Origin of the sequence: Gordonia sp. SCSIO 19800 (genome assembly GCF_018132775.1) — a bacterium.
Taxonomy (GTDB): domain Bacteria; phylum Actinomycetota; class Actinomycetes; order Mycobacteriales; family Mycobacteriaceae; genus Gordonia; species Gordonia hongkongensis.
In genome coordinates this window covers 206,102-226,180 of sequence record NZ_JAGRQM010000003.1, presented here as the reverse complement: position 1 = coordinate 226,180, position 20,079 = coordinate 206,102, and the positions used below count along the sequence as shown (strand labels likewise).

General features: G+C 67.3%; 14 protein-coding genes. 11 read left to right on the top strand and 3 right to left on the bottom strand.

The window, feature by feature from the left end; genetic code table 11:
- The first annotated feature begins 3 nt into the window (after window positions 1–3).
- The 6 genes from KB201_RS05040 (at window position 4) to glsA (ending at window position 5,230) form a co-directional block, all read left to right on the top strand.
- The gene (locus KB201_RS05040) at window positions 4–543 is read left to right on the top strand and encodes an RNA polymerase sigma factor (protein WP_211538513.1); all 540 of its coding nucleotides are present in this window, start codon (window positions 4–6) and stop codon (window positions 541–543) included.
- 140 nt (window positions 544–683) lie between these two features.
- Window positions 684–1,010 carry a hypothetical protein gene (locus KB201_RS05035; protein WP_211538512.1) on the top strand — a complete coding sequence of 109 codons (327 nt, stop codon included), beginning with the start codon at window positions 684–686 and terminating at the stop codon, window positions 1,008–1,010.
- 58 nt (window positions 1,011–1,068) lie between these two features.
- Complete coding sequence (locus KB201_RS05030; protein ID WP_211538511.1) at window positions 1,069–1,950, top strand: helix-turn-helix domain-containing protein; 882 nt, start codon at window positions 1,069–1,071, stop codon at window positions 1,948–1,950.
- 381 nt (window positions 1,951–2,331) lie between these two features.
- Window positions 2,332–3,147 (top strand): endonuclease domain-containing protein, encoded by an 816-nt coding sequence (locus KB201_RS05025; RefSeq protein ID WP_249145131.1) that lies wholly within the window; start codon window positions 2,332–2,334, stop codon window positions 3,145–3,147.
- A gap of 405 nt (window positions 3,148–3,552) precedes the next feature.
- A complete protein-coding gene (locus KB201_RS05020) occupies window positions 3,553–3,924 on the top strand; it encodes a glyoxalase superfamily protein (protein ID WP_058253291.1) in 372 nt (123 codons plus the stop codon).
- Between the two features lie 22 nt (window positions 3,925–3,946).
- On the top strand, window positions 3,947–5,230 hold the full coding sequence (glsA, locus tag KB201_RS05015) for a glutaminase A (RefSeq protein WP_211538510.1): 1,284 nt from the start codon (window positions 3,947–3,949) through the stop codon (window positions 5,228–5,230).
- Here glsA and KB201_RS05010 read toward each other — a convergent pair.
- Complete coding sequence (locus tag KB201_RS05010; RefSeq protein ID WP_065629277.1) at window positions 5,227–6,249, bottom strand: AraC family transcriptional regulator; 1,023 nt, start codon at window positions 6,247–6,249, stop codon at window positions 5,227–5,229. The genes glsA and KB201_RS05010 overlap by 4 nt on opposite strands.
- Before the next feature lie 116 nt (window positions 6,250–6,365).
- Here KB201_RS05010 and KB201_RS05005 point away from each other — a divergent pair, with 116 nt between their 5' ends.
- The 5 genes from KB201_RS05005 (at window position 6,366) to KB201_RS04985 (ending at window position 12,429) form a co-directional block, all read left to right on the top strand.
- On the top strand, window positions 6,366–7,820 hold the full coding sequence (locus KB201_RS05005) for an aldehyde dehydrogenase (protein WP_211538509.1): 1,455 nt from the start codon (window positions 6,366–6,368) through the stop codon (window positions 7,818–7,820).
- A 55-nt stretch (window positions 7,821–7,875) separates the two neighbouring features.
- The gene (locus tag KB201_RS05000) at window positions 7,876–8,673 is read left to right on the top strand and encodes a maleylpyruvate isomerase N-terminal domain-containing protein (protein ID WP_211538508.1); all 798 of its coding nucleotides are present in this window, start codon (window positions 7,876–7,878) and stop codon (window positions 8,671–8,673) included.
- A gap of 44 nt (window positions 8,674–8,717) precedes the next feature.
- Window positions 8,718–9,554: an SDR family oxidoreductase gene (locus tag KB201_RS04995; RefSeq protein ID WP_065629274.1), complete on the top strand. Its 837-nt coding sequence runs from the start codon at window positions 8,718–8,720 to the stop codon at window positions 9,552–9,554.
- 34 nt (window positions 9,555–9,588) lie between these two features.
- A complete protein-coding gene (locus tag KB201_RS04990; protein WP_211538507.1) occupies window positions 9,589–11,103 on the top strand; it encodes an acyl-CoA synthetase in 1,515 nt (504 codons plus the stop codon).
- Between the two features lie 345 nt (window positions 11,104–11,448).
- The gene (locus tag KB201_RS04985; protein WP_137809772.1) at window positions 11,449–12,429 is read left to right on the top strand and encodes an alpha/beta hydrolase; all 981 of its coding nucleotides are present in this window, start codon (window positions 11,449–11,451) and stop codon (window positions 12,427–12,429) included.
- Window positions 12,430–12,489: 60 nt separating this feature from the next.
- Here KB201_RS04985 and KB201_RS04980 read toward each other — a convergent pair whose 3' ends face one another.
- Complete coding sequence (locus KB201_RS04980) at window positions 12,490–16,446, bottom strand: DNA-directed RNA polymerase subunit beta' (RefSeq protein WP_058253299.1); 3,957 nt, start codon at window positions 16,444–16,446, stop codon at window positions 12,490–12,492.
- A 64-nt stretch (window positions 16,447–16,510) separates the two neighbouring features.
- On the bottom strand, window positions 16,511–20,017 hold the full coding sequence (locus tag KB201_RS04975; RefSeq protein WP_211538506.1) for a DNA-directed RNA polymerase subunit beta: 3,507 nt from the start codon (window positions 20,015–20,017) through the stop codon (window positions 16,511–16,513).
- Window positions 20,018–20,079: the final 62 nt, after the last annotated feature.

Below are 20,079 nucleotides of genomic sequence, written 5' to 3'. Positions count from 1 at the left end.
CGGGTGCAGTCGTTGATCGACGAATCCCCCTCTGGCGCGGACCTCCTCGAACGCGCCCGCGCCGGCGATCAGGCGGCCTTCACCACGCTCGTCGAACAGCATCGAGACCGGCTGTGGGCCATCTGTTTACGCATCACCGGCAATCAGCACGACGCCGAGGACGCCATGCAGGACGCGCTCGTCGCCGCGTGGCGGGCCATCGGCAACTTCCGTGGCGACGCGCAACTGTCGACCTGGCTGTACCGCATCGGGTCCAACGCCGCGCTCGCCCGGATCCGCAAACGCACCGACGCCGACGACATCGCCGAGCACGACCCGATGAGCCATCTGGACGTCGCGGCGCAGGTCGTCGTGTCCGACCGGATCGCCGAAGCGTTGGCGCAGGTTCCCGACGCCTATCGGGCGACCTTCGTGCTGCGCGTCTACGGCGAGCTCAGCTACTCCGAGATCGCCGAGGCCCAGGGCATCGGCCTGCAGACCGTGCGCAGTCGCATCTCCCGCGCGCGGTCCCTCCTGTCGGAGTTGCTGGCCGATCTGCGCTGACGGGGGGGGTACTCCCCGCGAATGATCCCGACGCGACTTCGAGGCCGTGGGGAACAAACCGGGGCAGACTCACCTCCAAGTAACCAGAACCACTTCACAACCCCCCGGCACCACCGCGCCGAACCCCGAAAGGACCCACCATGAGCACCGAGATCCCCGCCGACGCCGTTTTCGTCGACACCGATGGCGACGGAGCCGTCGACGCCGCACTCACCGACGTCGACGGTGACGGAACCACCGACGCCATCCTCGACACCGACGGCGACGGCCAGGCCGACTCCATCGCCTACGACACCAACGCCGACGGCGAGATCGACATCATCGAAGCCGACACCGACGCCGACGGCTACACCGACATCGCGGTCGCCGACACCGACGGCGACGGCACCTTCGACACCGCCGTCGACGACGAAGGCAACGTCGAGGTCGGCGACTTCGGCAGCATCGACGGCGGCGACGCCGTCTGAGTTCGACGTTTCCATAGCCCGGAGCCGCGCTGAGCGAGGCTCCGGGCTATAAAGCTGTGTGGGAACGATCGGCGGAATCGAGTTCGCGGTACCGGTCTGGGCGACGGCGACTGCGCTGGTACTGGTGCTGGTGGTCGCGTGGGTGTTCGGCGTCGTCGCCAGGTGGTTGCTGCGCCGACGCGCCCGCCTCGACGCGACGACGGCGATGGTGCTGTCGATCCTGGGCACCGCGCTCGGCCTCTACATCGCCGGCCTCGTCGACAAGCACCTCCGGGTGTGGAGCGTGACGACGGTCGTGCTGGGACTCATCAGTTCGGTCGTCGCGGTCGGCGCCTACGGCCTGCTCGCGGCGCGGTTGCAACGTCAATCCAATGCCCCTGTCGCGCAACTGCTCTCCGACGGCGAATCCGATCGGCTCGAGTTCAAGTCGACCGCCCGGGTCAACCTGCGCAGCGGCGAGAAAGACCCGCGCATGGAACAGGTGATCGTCAAGACGGTGTCGGCGTTCCTCAATTCCGACGGAGGCACCCTGCTCATCGGTGTCGCCGACGACGGCACCCCACTCGGTCTCGAACCCGACTTCGCGACGCTGAAGGTGCCCGACGCCGACCGTTTCGAACTGTGGCTGCGCGATCTGCTGACCACGACCCTCGGCCAGAACACCGCGGCGGCCGTCGGGATCGCCGTCGAATCGGTCGCGCGGCCCGACGCATCGGGGGACGTCCCGGTCTGCCGGGTGACGTGCTCACCGTCCCCGCGGCCGGTCTACCTGCGGGCCGGGAAGAACGCCCCGCCCGAGTTCTGGGTGCGCGCGGGAAACTCCACCCGCCAACTCTCTGTCGATGCGGCCGCCGACTACGTCATGCACCGGTGGCCGCTCGGCGCCGGGCGGGCGATCGTGGCCCAGGTGCGCGCCGCCATCCGGTTCTCGGCGGGGTGAGCCGAAGTCTCGTCCCCATGAGCGACCTCGAAGGGCACATTGCCCTCCCACGACACTCACGGGGACGACACTTTCCACACCCGGCCCGACGAAGCCTAGGAACCGGCCCGTCGCGCCTGGCCACGCCCAAAGCCGGCACGACTACCGCCTGTGACCACCCCGGAGCCACCCAGATCCGCACCACGGTCCGGTTCTCGGCGGGGTGAGTCAAAGTCTCGTCCCCATGAGCGACCTCGAAGGGCATATTGCCCTCCCACGACTCTCACGGGGACAACACTTTCCACACCCGGCCCGATCTGACGAAACCACCGACCGGTTCCGTGCGTCAAAGCAGGTGTGACTTCGGATTGTGGCGTGTACTCGCTGAGAGAACTGACCGCGATGGGCTGGGCGCCCGATGCCATTGCGCAGGCGCGCAAGGCCGAGACCCTGACGTCGCTCCGATACGGCTGGGTGCGGACGTCCGCGGCGGACCCCCACGTCGTGTCCGCGGTGACGGCAGGAGGTGCGCTGTCCTGCATCAGCGCGCTGCGGTTCCATCAGCGGCGCGGCCTGCCGGATCTTTGGATACCGCCGGGCCACAACGAGACCCACGTTCGTCTCAGCAAACACGCGAAGTCCGCCACGAAGCCCAGCGGCCCGTTCCGGTGGTGCCAGGGCTTCGGCCGCCCGCTCCCCGTGACGACGGCCGTCGACCCGATCGCCGTGGCGGTCGGCTGCGCCGCACGGTGCCTTCCGGCCGAGGAGTGGATAGCGGTGGTCGACTCGGTCCTCAACGCCACCGACTTGACCATCCCGGACCTCCAGGCCGAGATGGGTCGTGTAACCCGTGCGGTCTCGGCGATGTTCGACCGATGTGATGCCCGTTCGCAATCCGGCACCGAGTCGCTCGTCCGGCTCCGGCTCATCGCCGCGGGATTCGACGTGGAGGTGCAACCGTCGATCGGCGACCGCGAACACGCTGATCTCCGCACGGGTTCGTTGCTCATCGAGTGCGACGGCGAGTCGTACCACTCCGACCGAGCCGCATTCCGCAACGACCGTCGGCGGGACCGGATGACCATGCTCGACCGCTGGATGACGATGCGCCTCACCTACGACGACGTGCTGTACGACTGGGAGGAGGTCCTCGAGGAGATCCGCGCGCTGACACGCCCCGACCGGCACCGCATCCGCCGACGGGGCGACCCTTCGTGACGCGCCCTCCGCGAGCTCCGGGCCTCCTCCGGGAGCGGGCGAGACGGCCCTCCGCAAGCTCCGCGCCTCCTCAGGGAGCGGTCGGGCGGCCGTCGTGGATCGCGAAAGAACTGTTGAGCGCGGCGCGAGCCCTTGTACTGCTCCCTGAGGAGCGAGCTTGCGAGCGTCACGAAGGGTCCTGGTGAGTCGGGTTGCGAAGACCCTTCGTGACGCGCCCTCCGCGAGCTCCGGGCGCTCCTCAGGGAGCAGGGGGCAGGGCGTTCTTTCGGATCAGGGAGCGGGCGAGACGGCCCTCGGCAGGCACCTCGCCTACTCAGAGGGGGGCGGGCCAACGTCTCGAATAAGGACCGAAACTGTCCTCGACTCTTGAGAGGCTGGTGCTACACCACAACCCCAGGAGGAACCGTGAACTGGACACTCGAACTCGTCATCCTGCCGGTCAGCGACGTCGACCGGGCGCGAGACTTCTACTCCAAGATCGGATTCAACGTCGACCACGATCACGTCGTGTCCGACGAGATCCGGTTCGTCCAGATGACCCCGCCCGGGTCGGCGTGCTCCATCGCCTTCGGCAAGGGACTGAGCGACGCGGAACCGGGATCGGTGAAGGGTCTGCAGGTCGTCGTCACCGACATCAACGAGGCCCGCGAGCAGCTGCTCGCGGCCGGCGTCGACCCCGGCGAGATCGACGAACAGGCGTGGGGCCACTTCGTGTACTTCGACGATCCGGACGGCAACCACTGGTCGGTGCAGTACATGCCGTACCGCCAGAACTGAGCCCAGGTGGCTACCGTGGGATATGCGCTCCCCCATCGACGACTACCTCGAACGCGTACTCTCCGAATGCCGCGACGACGACGGCGGTGAGGTCGCGAGCGGCAATCGTGAACTCGAGCAGGCGGATCCGTCGTCGTTCGGTATCGCCCTGGCCACCATCGACGGCACCGTGTACACCGCCGGCGACGCCGATCACGAGTTCTCCATCCAGTCCATCGGCAAGGTACCGGCCTACGCACTCGCCCTGCGCGACCGCGGGCTCGACGCCGTACTCGAACGCGTCGACACCGAACCGTCCGGCGACGCCTTCAACGAGATCTCGCTCGAGGCCGAGACCGGTCGGCCGCGCAACGCGCTGATCAACGCGGGCGCCGTCGCCGTGCACGGGATGATCAACGGCGCGGATCCCAACGAACGCGTCGACCGCGTCATCGACCTCGTCAGCACTCTCGCCGGACGCGAGGTCTCGGTCGACAAGGAGGTCCACCGCGCCGAACTCGCCTCCGACGACCACAACACCGCGCTGGCCTACCTGCTGCGCTCGGCGGGCAAACTCGACTGCGAACCCGACGAGGTCGTCGACGGGTACGCAGCCCAGTGTTCGATCCGAGTCTCCTGCCGCGACCTCGCCGTCATGGGGTCGGTACTCGCCAACGGCGGACTGTCGACCGGCGACGACGAGCGCATCCTGGAAGGCTGGATCACCCGGCACGTCCTGTCGGTCATGGCCACGTGCGGCATGTACGACGGCAGCGGCAGCTGGATGGCGACGGTCGGAATCCCCGCGAAAAGCGGTGTCAGCGGCGCGATCCTGGGCGTACTGCCCGGCCAGGTCGGGCTCGCGGTGTGGTCACCGCGGCTCGACCGACAGGGCAACAGCGTGCGCGGCGTCGCCGTTTTCGAACGGCTGTCGCGCGACATGGAACTGCACATGATGCACGTGGCCCCCACCGGTCGGCCCGCGCTGCGATCGGTGACCGAACACGACGGCACTACAGTCGTCGAGCTGCAGGGCGATGTGCGCTTCGCGGGTGCGGAAATCCTCGCCAGCCGTGCGTGCGAGGGGTTCGGCACCGAGGCCGTCGTCCTCGACCTGACCCACGTGCGGGTACTGGACGACGCCGCGCGGCGCCTCATCGGTGAGGTGGCCCGGCGCCTCGGCGACGACTACGACGTCCGCATCGAAGACCCCGATGGCCTCCTGGACGACGCTTCGGCTGACGACGACTTCTCGGATGGCGACGACATCCCGGACAGCGACGACACCCCGGACAGCGACGACACCCCGGACAGCGACGACTCCTAGAGATCTCGGGACAAGTCCTGGCCCGGGGCAGTCAGCTCGCGGCGCTTCGCCAGCGGCGGCACGCCGAACCAGCGTCGGCAACTGCGGGTCAGCGTGCTCTGCTCGGAGTATCCGATCTGCCGCGCCACCGCCGCCAGCGGGACACCCCGATTCGACAGCAGTGAGACGGCGAGGTCGCGGCGCGCGTCGTCGACGAGTTGCTCGAACGTCGCGCCCTCGTCGGCCAGACCCCGCTGCACCGCACGCGGGTGCATCATCAGCAGCTTCGACACCGCCTCCAGCGTGGCCGCCCCCGCCGGCAGGGCGCGCACGATCAGCGCCGAGACCGCCTCGCCGAAGGCCCTCTCGCGATCGTGTCCGGTCATGAATCGGATGGCCACGTCGTAGGCCAGGGGGTCGACCCGCCGCAACGTCTGCTGCATCACCCCGCGCGGGAAGACCACCAGGTTGGCCGGCGCCTCGAACTCGACCGGGCAACCGAAATAGTCGGTGTAGACGCGCGGCTCGGACATCGCCGGGTGCGCCAAGGTGATCCGGTTCGCGCGGAAGCCGTGGCCCAGCGTCATCGCGAACGTCGACCGGGTGACGCCCATCGCGAGTTCGACGACGTGCGGCCGGTACGGCACACGCTGCAGCACGGTATCGAACTCGTAGGCGACCTCCCGCTCGCCGTAGTGCATCTGGGCGGTGATGGCCGGGCTGTACACGTGCGCGAAGGCCGAGACCTGTCGAAACGAGTCGCCGACGGTCTCGGCGTTGCGGGCCGCGATCGCGACCGGGCCGAGGATGTCGGGGTCCTGCCGGGCGGCGAGGCGCAGCCCGAAGTCGGGGACGTCGAACTCGGCCGCGCACAAACCGATGACCGTCGACAGAGCGGTGAACGGGACGAACCGGTCGTACGCGCCGACGACGGCCGGGTCGATGCCGACGCGGCCGAGGATCGCGCGGGCATCTCCATCGTGTTCGGCAATCAGCTCGGGTAACTGACTGAGCGAGGATGCGCAGATCAAGTCGGCCATGGCATCAACTGTCAAGAAGTCGTCATGAGATGTCAAGAAATCCGACCTGGGTGGGAGTGATCATGGACACACGCCGCCGACCGCTCGACGGCCGACACACTCAGCGAGGAGTACCCATGACCACCATCGACACCATCCGCTCGAGTTTCTTCATCGACGGCGGCTGGCGCGCGCCGGCCGGTTCGGCGACGATCCCGGTCATCTCCCCGCTCACCGAGGAGCAGTTCGGCTCGGTACCCGAGGCCACCACCGCCGACGTCGACGCGGCCGTCGAGGCCGCCCGCACCGCGTTCCGGTCGTCGGGCTGGCGCGACCTGTCCCCTGCCGACCGTGCCGCACACCTGCGCCGGTTCGCCAACGAGCTCGACAAGCGCGCCGAGGACCGCGCGTCGGCGGTGACGTCCGAGAACGGCATGCCGATCGCGCTGGCGCGGTTCGCCGAGGGCGCCGCGCCGGTCCAGCTGCTGCGCTATTACGCCGACCTCGTCGAGGCCACCCCGGTGGAGGAGACGCGTACCAGCCAGCCGTTGCCCGGCTCGACGATCGTGCGCCGCGAGGCCATCGGCGTCGTCGGGGCGATCGCGCCATGGAACTTCCCCGCGATCCTCTCGATGTTCAAGATCGCGCCCGCGCTGGCCGCCGGCTGCACCGTGGTCCTCAAGCCATCCCCCGAGACGAGCCTCGACGCCTACGTCCTCGCCGAGGCGGCCATCGCCGCCGACCTGCCCGCCGGTGTCCTCAACATCGTCAACGGCGGCAGCGAAATCGGCCGCCACCTGGTGTCGCACCCGCACGTCGACAAGGTCGCGTTCACCGGCTCGACCCCGGCCGGCCGCGAGATCGGCCGCGTCTGTGGCGAACTCATCCGTCCGGTGACCCTCGAACTCGGCGGCAAGTCCGCAGCGCTGGTGCTCGACGACGCCGATCTCGAGCAGACCGTCGGCGGACTCGCCACCGCATCCCTGCTCAACACCGGTCAGACCTGCTACATGTCCACCCGAATCCTGGTGCCGGGCAGCCGTTATGACGAATACCTCGACGCCATCAGCGCGATGTGCGCGTCGCTGCCCGTCGGCGACCCGATGGACGAGACCGTCGCGGTCGGTCCGCTCGCCAGCGGCCGGCACCGGGATCGGGTGCTGTCGCTGATCGAGCGCGGCCGCACCGAGGGTGGCACGGTCACCACCGGTGGCGGGACGCCGTCGGGTGTCGACCGCGGATTCTTCGTCGAGCCGACCGTCTTCGGAGGCGTCGACAACTCGGCCACCATCGCCCGCGAAGAGGTCTTCGGTCCCGTCCTCACCGTGCTGCGCTACGACGACGTCGACGACGCGATCGCTCTCGCCAACGATTCGTCGTACGGGCTCGGCGGAACGGTGTGGACCTCCGACCCCGACCGCGGCGTCGACGTCGCCCGCCGCGTCGAGACCGGCTCGTTCGGCGTCAACTACTTCAACCTCGACTGGGGTTCGCCCTTCGGCGGCGTCAAGGCCAGCGGCATCGGCCGCGAGCTCGGCCCCGAGGGCCTGGCCGCCTACCAGAACCTCAAGTCGATCTTCCTGCCCGCCTGACGCGCATCTCCCCACATAGTTTCTCGCACAATCCTTCTCAAGGAGGCGATCGGCCATGTCCGATGCCGGAGTCACCGCTGCCAAGGCACTGGTGAACGACACCCTCGCCCTGCTCGACCGGCTCACGCCCGCCGACTGGGCGGCCGACAGCGCCTGTCACGGGTGGCGCGTGCACGACGTCGTCACCCACATGGGCTTCTTCTTCAACTTCATCGCCGACCCCGACCTGGTCTTCCCCGACAATCCGAGCGGAAAGTCCGAGCGACTCAACGACGCCGCGGTACGCGAGCGGGCCGACTGGTCGTCGGAACAGGCTGTCGAGTATTACCGCGCGCAGTCCGAGGCCGGCCTCGCGACCCTGGCCGCGTTGCAGGGCGAGGACCTTCGTGACCAGCCGCTGGACATGCTCGACCTGGGCACCTACCGGTTGCGCCAGCTGAGCGACGCCGTCGCCTTCGACCACCTCGTGCACCTCACCAGCGACCTGATGCAGCCGTTCGGACCACTGGACGCCGCTGAGGTGTCGGTGAGCGCGGCCATCGATCCCGCCATCGACTGGATGATCGCCGGGCTGCCCCAGATGAACTGTGCGGCACTGTATCCCACACTCGAGCGACCGATCGGCCTGCGGCTCACCGGCGCGACGGATCGCTCGTTCGTCCTCGACCGGGACACCGCGGGCACGATCGTCACCGTGCGCGAGACCGCCGACCTGCCGGCCGACGTCGCCACCTCCTCGGCCACCGACTTCCTGCGCTGGGGCACCACCCGCAGCGCCTGGCGGTCGGCGGTCATCGTCAGCGGCGACCGACAGCGCGTCGCCGGCGTCCTCGACGCCGTCGACATCGTCTGAACTCACTCAATTCGTCTCACCCAGAACAGAAACGGAGTACCCCCATGTCCGAGTACCTGAAGGACAAGGTCATCGTCATCACCGGCGCCGGAAGCGGCTTCGGCAAGCTGATCGCGGAGAAGACCGCGGCCGCCGGCGCGCACGTCGTCGGAGTCGACGTCAACGCCGACAACGTCAACGCCGTCGTCGAGGGCATCCGCGCGGCCGGTGGTTCGGCGCTCGCCCAGGTCGCCGACGTCACCGACATGGAGCAGGTCGCCGCGGCGGCGAACGCCACCGTGGAGCACTTCGGCGCCATCGACGTCCTCGTCAACAACGCCGGCGTCATGCCGCTCGCCTACTTCGCCGACCACGCCCGCGCCTGGCAGAAGTGGCACGCCGCCATCGACATCAACATCAAGGGCGTCGTCAACGGCATCTCCGCGGTCTACGACCAGATGATCGCGCAGGGTCGCGGCCAGGTCGTCAACATCTCGTCGATCTACGGCAATGCCGGCATCGAGGGTTCGGGCGTGTACAGCGCGACCAAGGCCGCGGTCACCACCATCTCGGACTCATTGCGCATCGAGGCCAAGGGCAAGATCAAGGTCACCACCGTCAAGCCGACCGGCATCACCGGCACCAACCTCGCCAGCTGGATCGTCAACGACACCGCGATCATGGGCCTCGTCGGCCAGCGCGCCGCCTCTTACGGCGAGCACGTCACGGCCCTTCTGAACGACGACCTGCCCGCCGAACTCACCGACGTCGACTCCATCAAGTACTGGCTGATCAAGCCCGAGGATCTCGCCGACGCCGTCGTCCACGTCATCGACCAGCCCTGGGGCATCAGCCTTTCCGATGTCACCGTGCGCGCCAGCGGCGAGGACTACCTGTACTAGAACGACTCGCCCCACTCATGCACGAGGAGTGTTGATGTACCCCGGAGCTCATCTCTCCACCCGCCCGCACGATCCCGCGGTCATCATGGCCGACGGGAGTGAGACGGTGACGTTCACCCAGTTGGAGACCCGGTCGGTCCAGGTCGCCCGGGCCCTGGCCGACCGCGGCCTACGGCCAGGCGACCACCTCGCGGTGCTCGCCACCAACACCGCGCGGATCTTCGACATCTATTGGGCGGCAATGCGTTCGGGCCTCTACCTGACCATGGTGAACTGGCACCTCACCGCCGCCGAGAGCGCCTACATCGTCACCGACTGCGGCGCGAAGGCCCTCATCGTCGACGCCGCTCTCGCCGACCTCGGCGCCGAGCTGGTCCCGCTCACCCCCGGCGTCGAGACACGTTTCGCCTACTCCGGCCGGATCGAGGGTCACGAGGACCTCGACGCCGCCGCGGCGACGCAGTCGACCGAACCGCTCGCCGACCAGCCGCGAGGCGCGGACATGCTCTACTCGTCCGGCACCACCGGACGACCGAAGGGCATCAAACCCGAACTGCCGAACCGGCAGGTCGACGAGCCCGGCGACACCATGATCGCGATGAACCAGTCCGTGTGGGGCGTCGGTCCCGACACCGTCTACCTGTCGCCGGCACCGCTGTATCACGCTGCGCCGCTTCGCACCTGCGCCTCGGTGCAGGCGCTTGGCGGCACGGTGGTGGTGATGGAGCGGTTCGACGCGGAACGGGCGCTGGCCCTCATCGAGGAACACCGCGTCACCTATAGCCAGTGGGTGCCGACGATGTTCGTGCGCATGCTCCGACTTCCCGAGGAGGTGCGGGCCCGGTACGACACGTCGAGCCTGAAGGTCGCGGTGCACGCCGCCGCGCCGTGTCCCGTCGACGTCAAACGGGCCATGATCAACTGGTGGGGTCCGATCCTGTCCGAGTACTACTCGTCCACCGAGCTCAACGGTCTCACCATCGTCGACACCCCGGAGTGGCTGGAGTACCCGGGCACGGTGGGGCGCGCCGTCCTCGGCACGATCCGGGTCTGCGATCCCGAGGGCACCGAGGTGCCGCCGGGAACGATCGGCACGATCTACTTCGAGCGCGACCGGCTGCCGTTCGAGTACCACAATGACCCCGAGAAGACCAGTGGCGCACAGCATCCCGAGCATCCGACATGGACGACCACCGGCGATGTCGGTTACGTCGACGACGATGGCCACCTGTTCCTCACCGACCGCGACTCGTTCCTGATCATCTCCGGCGGGGTGAACATCTACCCGCGGGAGATCGAGGATGCACTCCTCGCCCACCCGTCGGTGCTCGACGCCGCGGTCATCGGCGTACCCGACCCCGATCTCGGCGAGCGGGTGACGGCGGTCGTGCAACCGGTCTCGGGGCAGGACGCCGGCGACGAGCTCGCCGATGCATTGTTGGATCACCTCCGACCGCGGATCGCGAAGTTCAAGCTGCCGCGCGAGGTCATCTTCCGGGACACGTTGCCGCGCACGCCGACCGGGAAGTTGGTCAAGCGCAGGCTGTGACCCTTCGTGACGCGCCCTCCGCAAGCTCCGGGCGCTCCTCAGGGAGCAGAGGGATGGCCGTCGCGAACTTCGAAAGTACATTCGTGAGCGTCTGAACTCCATGCTCCCTGAGGTGCGAGCGAAGCGAGCCACGAAGGGGCTCGCAAGGTGCCTCACCAGGCCCTTCGTGGCTCGTCGACCTCGACGCGCTCCTTCGTCGCCTGCTCGGCCCGGCGGCTTGCGCTCCTCGCACCTCAGGGAGCAATGGTTATGCGGTTCTCTCGGGTTAGAGGGAGCGGAGGCCGGAGGGGGTCGCGCTCCCTGAAACCGCGCACCGTGGCATCTGGCCGGTCCTAGACTTGCCGGATGTCGGGAAGATTGTTCCGCTGGTGCATCGCGGTTGTTGCCGCGATCGTGGTGTTCGTCGGTGTGACACCGTCGGCAGTGACAGCAGCGCCGGCGGCCGTGTCGTGGTCCGACATCGCCACCGAATGTGCGGGCAAGCCCGTCCGGGTCGCGGCCCGGTGGTACTTCCCGCCCGGTGAACCCTCGGCGATCGTGTGGTTGCAGCACGGCTTCTCCCGCACGGCGGCCAACCTCGACGCCATGGCCCGCGCGTATGCGAAAGCCGGGTTCCTCGTCGTGAGCCCGACGCTGGACTCGGTCAACCTCGGCGGGTGCGCCGTCGCCTACAACATCGCCGACAACGCCGCGTTCGCGCGGACCATCGGCGGGGTCTTCGGTGCCGGCCGCGACAGAGGCAGTCCGCTCGCGACAAGCCTTCGCAAAGCACGCGATTCCGCCCACCGCCCCGACGTGACGATGCCGTATCGGATGATCTTCTCCGGACACTCGGCCGGCGGCGAGTTCGTCGTCGTGGCGGCCGACGCACTCCGCCGTGCCGACCCCGTCGCCTACCGACGCCTGGCCGGCCTCATGCTGTTCGACCCCGTCAACTCGTTCTTCGGCGTCAACTTCGCCACCGCCGCAGCATCTCTCAGTGCCGCCGGGCTGCAGATTCGCGTGATCGCCTCGCAACCGTCGGTATCCAACAACTTCGGGCAAGGCGTGTCCGTCCTGCAGGAGACAACGCGGCAGGAGTTTCTCGGCTCGCGCCTGGTGACCGGAATCCACATCGACGCCGAAGGCGAGTCGACCGACCTGATCGGCGAACTGTCCGAGCTTGCGGTGCCGCGTCCCCGCAACGGACGGGTCATCCGCGCACTCGCCACTGGCTGGTCGTCGGACATGGTGGCCGACACCGCGACCCCGACCTACTACCCCGGCGGCCGTTACTACGACCTGCTGCTCAAAACCCGCACCGTCACAACTCTTCCCGTTCCCTAGAAACGACGCGGCCCCCGCACTCGCGATGAGTGCGGGGGCCGCGTCGTCTTGTCCTAGCGCCTACCGGTAGTCGTTGGAGAACCCGTAGTCGTCCAGCGGCACCGCAGCGCCGGCCGGAGCACCGAAGGTGCCGTCCGGGCTGTAGTAGGTGTCGTCGTAGGACGGCACCGCGTACGCCGCGGCACGAGCTTCCTCGGTCGGCTGAACCTGGATGTTGCGGTAGCGGTTGATACCGGTACCGGCCGGGATCAACTTACCGATGATCACGTTCTCCTTCAGACCGATCAGCTTGTCGCTGCGGCTGTTGATCGCCGCGTCGGTCAGGACACGCGTGGTCTCCTGGAACGACGCCGCCGACAGCCACGACTCGGTCGCCAGCGAGGCCTTGGTGATACCCATCAGCACCGGACGTCCGGCAGCGGGCTCGCCACCCTCGGTCACGACCTGACGGTTGGCCGCCTCGAACTCGGCGCGCTCGACGAGCGAACCGGGCAGGAACTCGGTCGAACCGTGGTCGATGATCGTCACGCGACGCAGCATCTGACGCACGATGGTCTCGATGTGCTTGTCGTGGATCGACACACCCTGGCTGCGGTAGACCTCCTGGACCTCGTTGACCAGGTGGATCTGCACCTGACGGGGACCCATGACACGGAGCACCTCGTGCGGGTTGGCCGAGCCCTCCATGAGCTGCTGGCCGACCTCGACGTGGTCACCGTCGGCGAGGAGCCGCTCGGAACCGTCGTCGTGCTTGAACACGCGCAGACGCTGACGCTTCGAGATCTTGTCGATGACAACCTCTTCCGAACCATCGTCCGGGATGAGGGTGATCTTGTAGAAGCGGTCGTCGTCTTCGAGACGCACCCGGCCGGAGACCTCCGCGATCGGCGCGACGCCCTTGGGGACGCGGGCCTCGAAGAGCTCCTGGACACGCGGCAGACCACCGGTGATGTCGTCACCGACGCCACCCTGGTGGAACGTACGCATCGTCAGCTGGGTACCGGGCTCACCGATCGACTGGGCCGCGATGATACCGACGGCCTCGCCGATGTCGACGAGCTTGCCGGTGGCCATCGAACGGCCGTAGCACATCGCACACACACCGGTGCCGGTCCCACAGGTCAGGACCGAGCGGACCTTCACCTGCGTGATGCCGGCGGCGAGCAGGGCCTCGATGGCCGGGTCGCCCAGGTCGTGACCGCGCTCGACGATGACGTTGCCGTCGGCGTCGACCGCGTCCTGCGCCAGCGTGCGGGCGTAGGTCGAGGTCTCGACGTGCGCGTCACGGATGAGCGTGCCGTCGGCCTGCTTCTCGGCGATGGTCGTGGTGATGCCACGCTCGGTGCCACAGTCGGTCTCGCGCACGATGACGTCCTGCGACACGTCCACCAGACGACGGGTCAGGTAACCCGAGTCGGCGGTACGAAGCGCGGTGTCGGCCAGACCCTTGCGGGCACCGTGCGTGTTGATGAAGTACTCGGCCACGGTCAGGCCCTCGCGGAACGAGGACTTGATCGGACGCGGGATGAACTCACCCTTCGGGTTGGTCACCAGACCCTTCATGCCCGCCAGCGAGCGGATCTGGGTCATGTTGCCCGCCGCACCCGACTTCACGATCATCGGGATCGGGTTGTCGTCCGGGTAGTGCGCCTCCATGGCCGCGCCGACCTCTTCGGTCGCCTGCTTCCAGATCTCCACGAGGGAGTCACGACGCTCGTCCGGGGTGAGGGCACCGCGCTGGAACTTGCGCTCCAGACCGTCGGCCCGCTCCTCGTACTTGTCGAGGATCTCCGCCTTCTGCGGCGGCACCAGCACGTCGGCCATCGAGACCGTGACGCCCGAACGGGTGGCCCAGTAGAAGCCGACGTCCTTCAGCTTGTCGACGGTCTGGGCGACCACGATCATCGGGTAGCGCTCGGCGAGATCGTTGATGATCACGGCCTGACGCTTCTTCGGCATCTGCTCGTTGACGAACGGGTACTCGATCGGCAGCAGCTCGTTGAACAGCACCCGGCCCAGCGTGGTCTCGATGTCCCACGGCGAGCCGTACTTCCAGCCGTCGGGGAACTGCTCGGCCTCGATGTCGGCCGGCGGACGCTGGTCGGTCAGACGCACCTTGATGCGCGACTGCACGGTCAGCACACCGCGGTCGACGGCCATGATGGCCTCGGCCGGGGTCGAGTAGACACCACGCTCGACGTCGTCGCCGTTCGCCGGGGTGTACTCGCCCGCCGCACCCTCCTTGAGGGTGGTCAGGTAGTACAGACCGGTCACCATGTCCAGACGCGGCATGGCGAGCGGACGGCCCGACGCCGGCGACAGGATGTTGTTCGACGACAGCATCAGGATGCGCGCCTCGGCCTGCGCCTCCGCCGACAGCGGGAGGTGCACGGCCATCTGGTCACCGTCGAAGTCGGCGTTGAAGGCCTCACACACCAGCGGGTGGAGCTGAATGGCCTTGCCCTCCACCAGCTGCGGCTCGAAGGCCTGGATGCCGAGGCGGTGCAGCGTCGGTGCACGGTTCAGCAGAACCGGGTGCTCGGCGATGACCTCTTCGAGGACGTCCCACACCGCCGGGCGCTGACGCTCGACCATGCGCTTGGCCGACTTGATGTTCTGCGCCTGGTTCAGGTCGACCAGACGCTTCATCACGAACGGCTTGAACAGCTCGAGAGCCATCAGCTTCGGCAGACCGCACTGGTGCAGCTTGAGCTGCGGACCGACCACGATGACCGAACGGCCCGAGTAGTCGACGCGCTTGCCGAGCAGGTTCTGACGGAAACGACCCTGCTTGCCCTTGAGCAGATCGCTCAACGACTTCAGCGGGCGGTTGCCCGGCCCGGTGACCGGACGGCCACGACGACCGTTGTCGAACAGGGCGTCGACCGACTCCTGCAGCATCCGCTTCTCGTTGTTGACGATGATCTCGGGAGCACCCAGATCGATCAGTCGCTTGAGGCGGTTGTTGCGGTTGATGACGCGGCGGTACAGGTCGTTCAGGTCGGAGGTCGCGAAGCGGCCACCGTCGAGCTGCACCATCGGACGCAGCTCCGGCGGGATCACCGGAACGGCGTCGAGAACCATGCCCAGCGGCGAGTTGCCCGACTGCTGGAACGCCGCGACGACCTTGAGCCGCTTGAGCGCGCGCAGCTTCTTCTGGCCCTTGCCGCTGCGGATGGTCTCGCGCAGCGACTCGGCCTCGGCGTCGATGTCGAAGGTCTCCAGGAGCTTCTTGATCGCCTCGGCACCCATCGAACCCTGGAAGTACTCGCCGTAGCGCTCTTCGAGCTGACGGTAGAGCTTCTCGTCGATGATGAGGTCGCCCGGGGCGAGCTTGACGAACTTGTCCCAGATCTCCTCGAGACCGTCGAGCTCACGCTGGGCGGCGTCGCGCATACGACGCATCTCGCGGTCGGCACCGTCGCGCACCTTGCGGCGCACGTCGGCCTTGGCACCCTCGGCCTCCAGCTCGGCGAGATCCTGCTCGAGCTTCTGCTGACGCTCGTTGAGGTCGACGTCGCGCTGATCGGCGACAGCCTTCTTCTCGACCTCCATCTCGGCCTCGAGCGTCGAGAGCTCGTTGTGACGGAGCTCGTCGTCGACCGCGGTGATCACGTAGGCGGCGAAGTAGATGATCTTCTCGAGATCCTTCGGCGCCAGGTCGAGCAGGTAGCCCAGCCGGCTCGGCACACCCTTGAAGTACCAGATGTGCGTGACCGGGGCGGCCAGCTCGATGTGGCCCATGCGCTCACGGCGCACCTTGGCCTTGGTCACCTCGACGCCGCAGCGCTCACAGATGATGCCCTTGAAGCGGACGCGCTTGTACTTGCCGCAGTAGCACTCCCAGTCGCGGGTCGGGCCGAAGATCTTCTCGCAGAACAGGCCGTCCTTCTCCGGCTTGAGCGTGCGGTAGTTGATCGTCTCCGGCTTCTTGACCTCACCGTATGACCAGTTGTGGATGTCGTCGGCCGTGGCCAGGCCGATCTTCAGTTCGTCGAAAAAGTTGACGTCGAGCACTTGTTACCTTTCCAGAGCTCTGTTGTCAGTGGCCGGGGCGAAACCCGGCCGGGTGAGGGTCAGATCAGTTGGCGAGATCGTCGACGGTGGCCGACTCGTTGCGCGACAGGTTGATGCCGAGGTTGGCAGCGGCGCGCTCCAGGTCCTCGTCGTCGGTGTCGTGCATCTCGATGGCGGCACCGTCGGAGCTGAGCACCTCGATGTTCAGGCACAGCGACTGAAGCTCCTTCAGCAGCACCTTGAACGACTCGGGGATACCCGGCTCCGGGATGTTCTCGCCCTTGACGATCGCCTCGTAGACCTTGACGCGGCCCACCACGTCGTCCGACTTGATGGTCAGCAGTTCCTGCAGCGTGTACGCGGCACCGTAGGCCTGCATGGCCCAACACTCCATCTCACCGAAGCGCTGACCACCGAACTGCGCCTTACCGCCCAGCGGCTGCTGGGTGATCATCGAGTACGGGCCGGTCGAACGAGCGTGGATCTTGTCGTCGACCAGGTGGTGCAGCTTGATGATGTACATGTAGCCGACCGACACCGGGTACGGGAACGGCTCGCCGGAACGACCGTCGAACAGCGTCGCCTTGCCGTCGCCGTTGACCATGACCTCACCGTCGCGGTTCGGCAGCGTCGAGGACAGCAGTCCGGTCAGCTCCTCCTCGCGGGCGCCGTCGAACACCGGGGTGGCGGTGTTGGTGTCGGGCTCGGCCGAGTACATGTCCTCGGGCAGACGCGACGCCCACTCCGGCACACCCTCGGCGACGTTGATGTTCCAGCCGGCCTTGGCCACCCACCCGAGGTGGGTCTCCAGGATCTGGCCGATGTTCATACGCCGCGGCACACCGTGGGTGTTGAGGATGATGTCGACGGGGGTGCCGTCGGGCAGGAACGGCATGTCCTCCTGCGGGAGGATCTTGCCGATGACGCCCTTGTTGCCGTGACGACCGGCGAGCTTGTCGCCGTCCTGGATCTTGCGCTTCTGGGCCACGTACACGCGGACCAGCTCGTTGACGCCGGGAGCCAGGTCGTCGTCGTCCTCGCGGCTGAACACGCGCACGCCGATGACCTTGCCGGTCTCGCCGTGCGGCACCTTCAGCGACGTGTCGCGGACCTCACGGGCCTTCTCACCGAAGATGGCACGCAGCAGACGCTCTTCCGGGGTCAGCTCGGTCTCACCCTTCGGGGTGACCTTGCCGACCAGGATGTCGCCGTCGCGGACCTCGGCACCGATGCGCACGATGCCGCGCTCGTCGAGATCGGCGAGGACCTCGTCGGAGACGTTCGGGATGTCCCGGGTGATCTCCTCGGCACCGAGCTTGGTGTCGCGGGCGTCGATCTCGTGCTCCTCGATGTGGATCGAGGTGAGCACGTCCTCCTCCACGAGCCGCTGGCTCAGGATGATCGCGTCCTCGTAGTTGTGGCCCTCCCACGGCATGATCGCCACGAGCAGGTTCTTGCCGAGCGCCATCTCACCGTTCTCGGTGCAGGGGCCGTCGGCGAGGACCTGGCCGGACTCCACGCGCTGACCCTCGTCCACGATCGGACGCTGGTTGGCGCAGGTGCCGTGGTTGGAGCGCGCGAACTTGCGCATCCGGTACGTGTCGCGGGTGCCGTCGTCGGACATGACGGTGATGTAGTCGGCCGAGACCTCTTCCACCACACCGGTCTTCGACGACACGATGACATCACCGGCGTCGACCGCGGCACGCAGCTCCATGCCGGTACCGACCAGCGGCGACTCGTTGCGCACCAGCGGCACGGCCTGACGCTGCATGTTCGCACCCATCAGGGCGCGGTTGGCGTCGTCGTGCTCGAGGAACGGGATCATCGCGGTCGCGACGGACACCATCTGACGCGGCGAGACGTCGAGGTACTCGACATCGGTCGCGCCGACGAACTCCACCTCGGAGCCCTTCTTGCGCACCAGGACACGCTCATCGGTGATGCGTCCGCTGCCGTCGAAGTTGGTGTTCGCCTGACCGATGAGGAAGCGGTCCTCCTCGTCGGCGGTCATGTACTCGATGTCATCGGAGACGACGCCGTCGACGACCTTGCGGTACGGGGTCTCGATGAATCCGAACGGGTTGACCCGCGCGTACACCGACAGCGAACCGATCAGACCGATGTTCGGACCCTCAGGGGTCTCGATCGGGCACATGCGGCCGTAGTGCGACGGGTGCACGTCGCGCACCTCGAGGCCGGCACGCTCACGGCTCAGACCGCCCGGGCCCAGCGCCGACAGACGACGCTTGTGGGTCAGACCCGACAGCGGGTTGTTCTGGTCCATGAACTGCGACAGCTGGCTGGTTCCGAAGAACTCCTTGATCGCCGCCACGACGGGACGGATGTTGATCAGGGTCTGCGGGGTGATCGCCTCGACGTCCTGAGTGGTCATGCGCTCACGCACAACACGCTCCATACGCGAGAGGCCCACGCGGATCTGGTTCTGGATCAGCTCGCCGACGGTCCGCAGGCGACGGTTGCCGAAGTGATCGATGTCGTCGACCTCGACGGGCACCTCCACACCACCGGGCACGGTCATGTAGGTGGTCGTGTGCGGGTCGGCCTCGTGCAGACGCACCAGGTACTCGACGGTCGCGATGATGTCCTCGCGGGTCAGGGTGGACTCGCCCACCATCGGGTTGCCGGTCAGACCCAGCTTCTTGTTGACCTTGTAGCGGCCCACGCGGGCGAGGTCGTAACGCTTGTCCTTGAAGAACAGGTTCTCCAGGAGATTCTCCGCGGACTCCTTGGTCGGCGGCTCACCCGGACGCAGCTTGCGGTAGACCTCCAGCAGCGCCTCGTCCTGGTTGCCGGTGTTGTCCTTCTCCAGCGTCGACATCATGATCTCGGAGAAACCGAAACGCTCGGTGATCTCCTCGGCGGTGAAGCCCAGCGCCTTGAGCAGCACGGTGACCGGCTGACGGCGCTTGCGGTCGATACGCACACCCACGGTGTCGCGCTTGTCGACGTCGAACTCCAGCCACGCACCGCGACCCGGGATCACCTTGACGGTGTGCAGGGTCTTCTCGGTGGCCTTGTCGATCGACGCGTCGAAGTACACGCCGGGGCTGCGGACCAGCTGGCTCACCACGACACGCTCGGTGCCGTTGATAATGAAGCTGCCCTTTTCGGTCATGATCGGGAAGTCGCCCATGAAGACGGTCTGCGACTTGATCTCACCGGTGTTGTTGTTGATGAACTCCGCGGTGACGAACAGCGGCGCCGCGTAGGTCATGTCCTTGTCCTTGCACTCCTCGACGGAGGCCTTGACCTCGTCGAAGTGCGGCTCGGAGAACGACAGGGACATCGAACCGGAGAAGTCCTCGATCGGGGACAGCTCGTGGAGGATGTCCTCCAGCCCGCCCGTCGGGTTCTCGTCGCCGCGGGCGATCGCCTTCGCGCGCCACTCCGGCGAACCGACGAGCCATTCGAACGAATCGAGTTGGAGGTCGAGGAGGCCCGGGACCTCCAGCGGCTCGCTGATCTTTGCAAACGACGCGCGATGCGGCGCGCCGGGGATTGTTGAGGTGGACTGGCGGTTGACTGCCAAGATGCGTCCTTCCAACACGACGTTATTCACAACCTAGATGTGCAGTGGCTTGATGGGCCGTTCGCTGGTGACACCCTGAG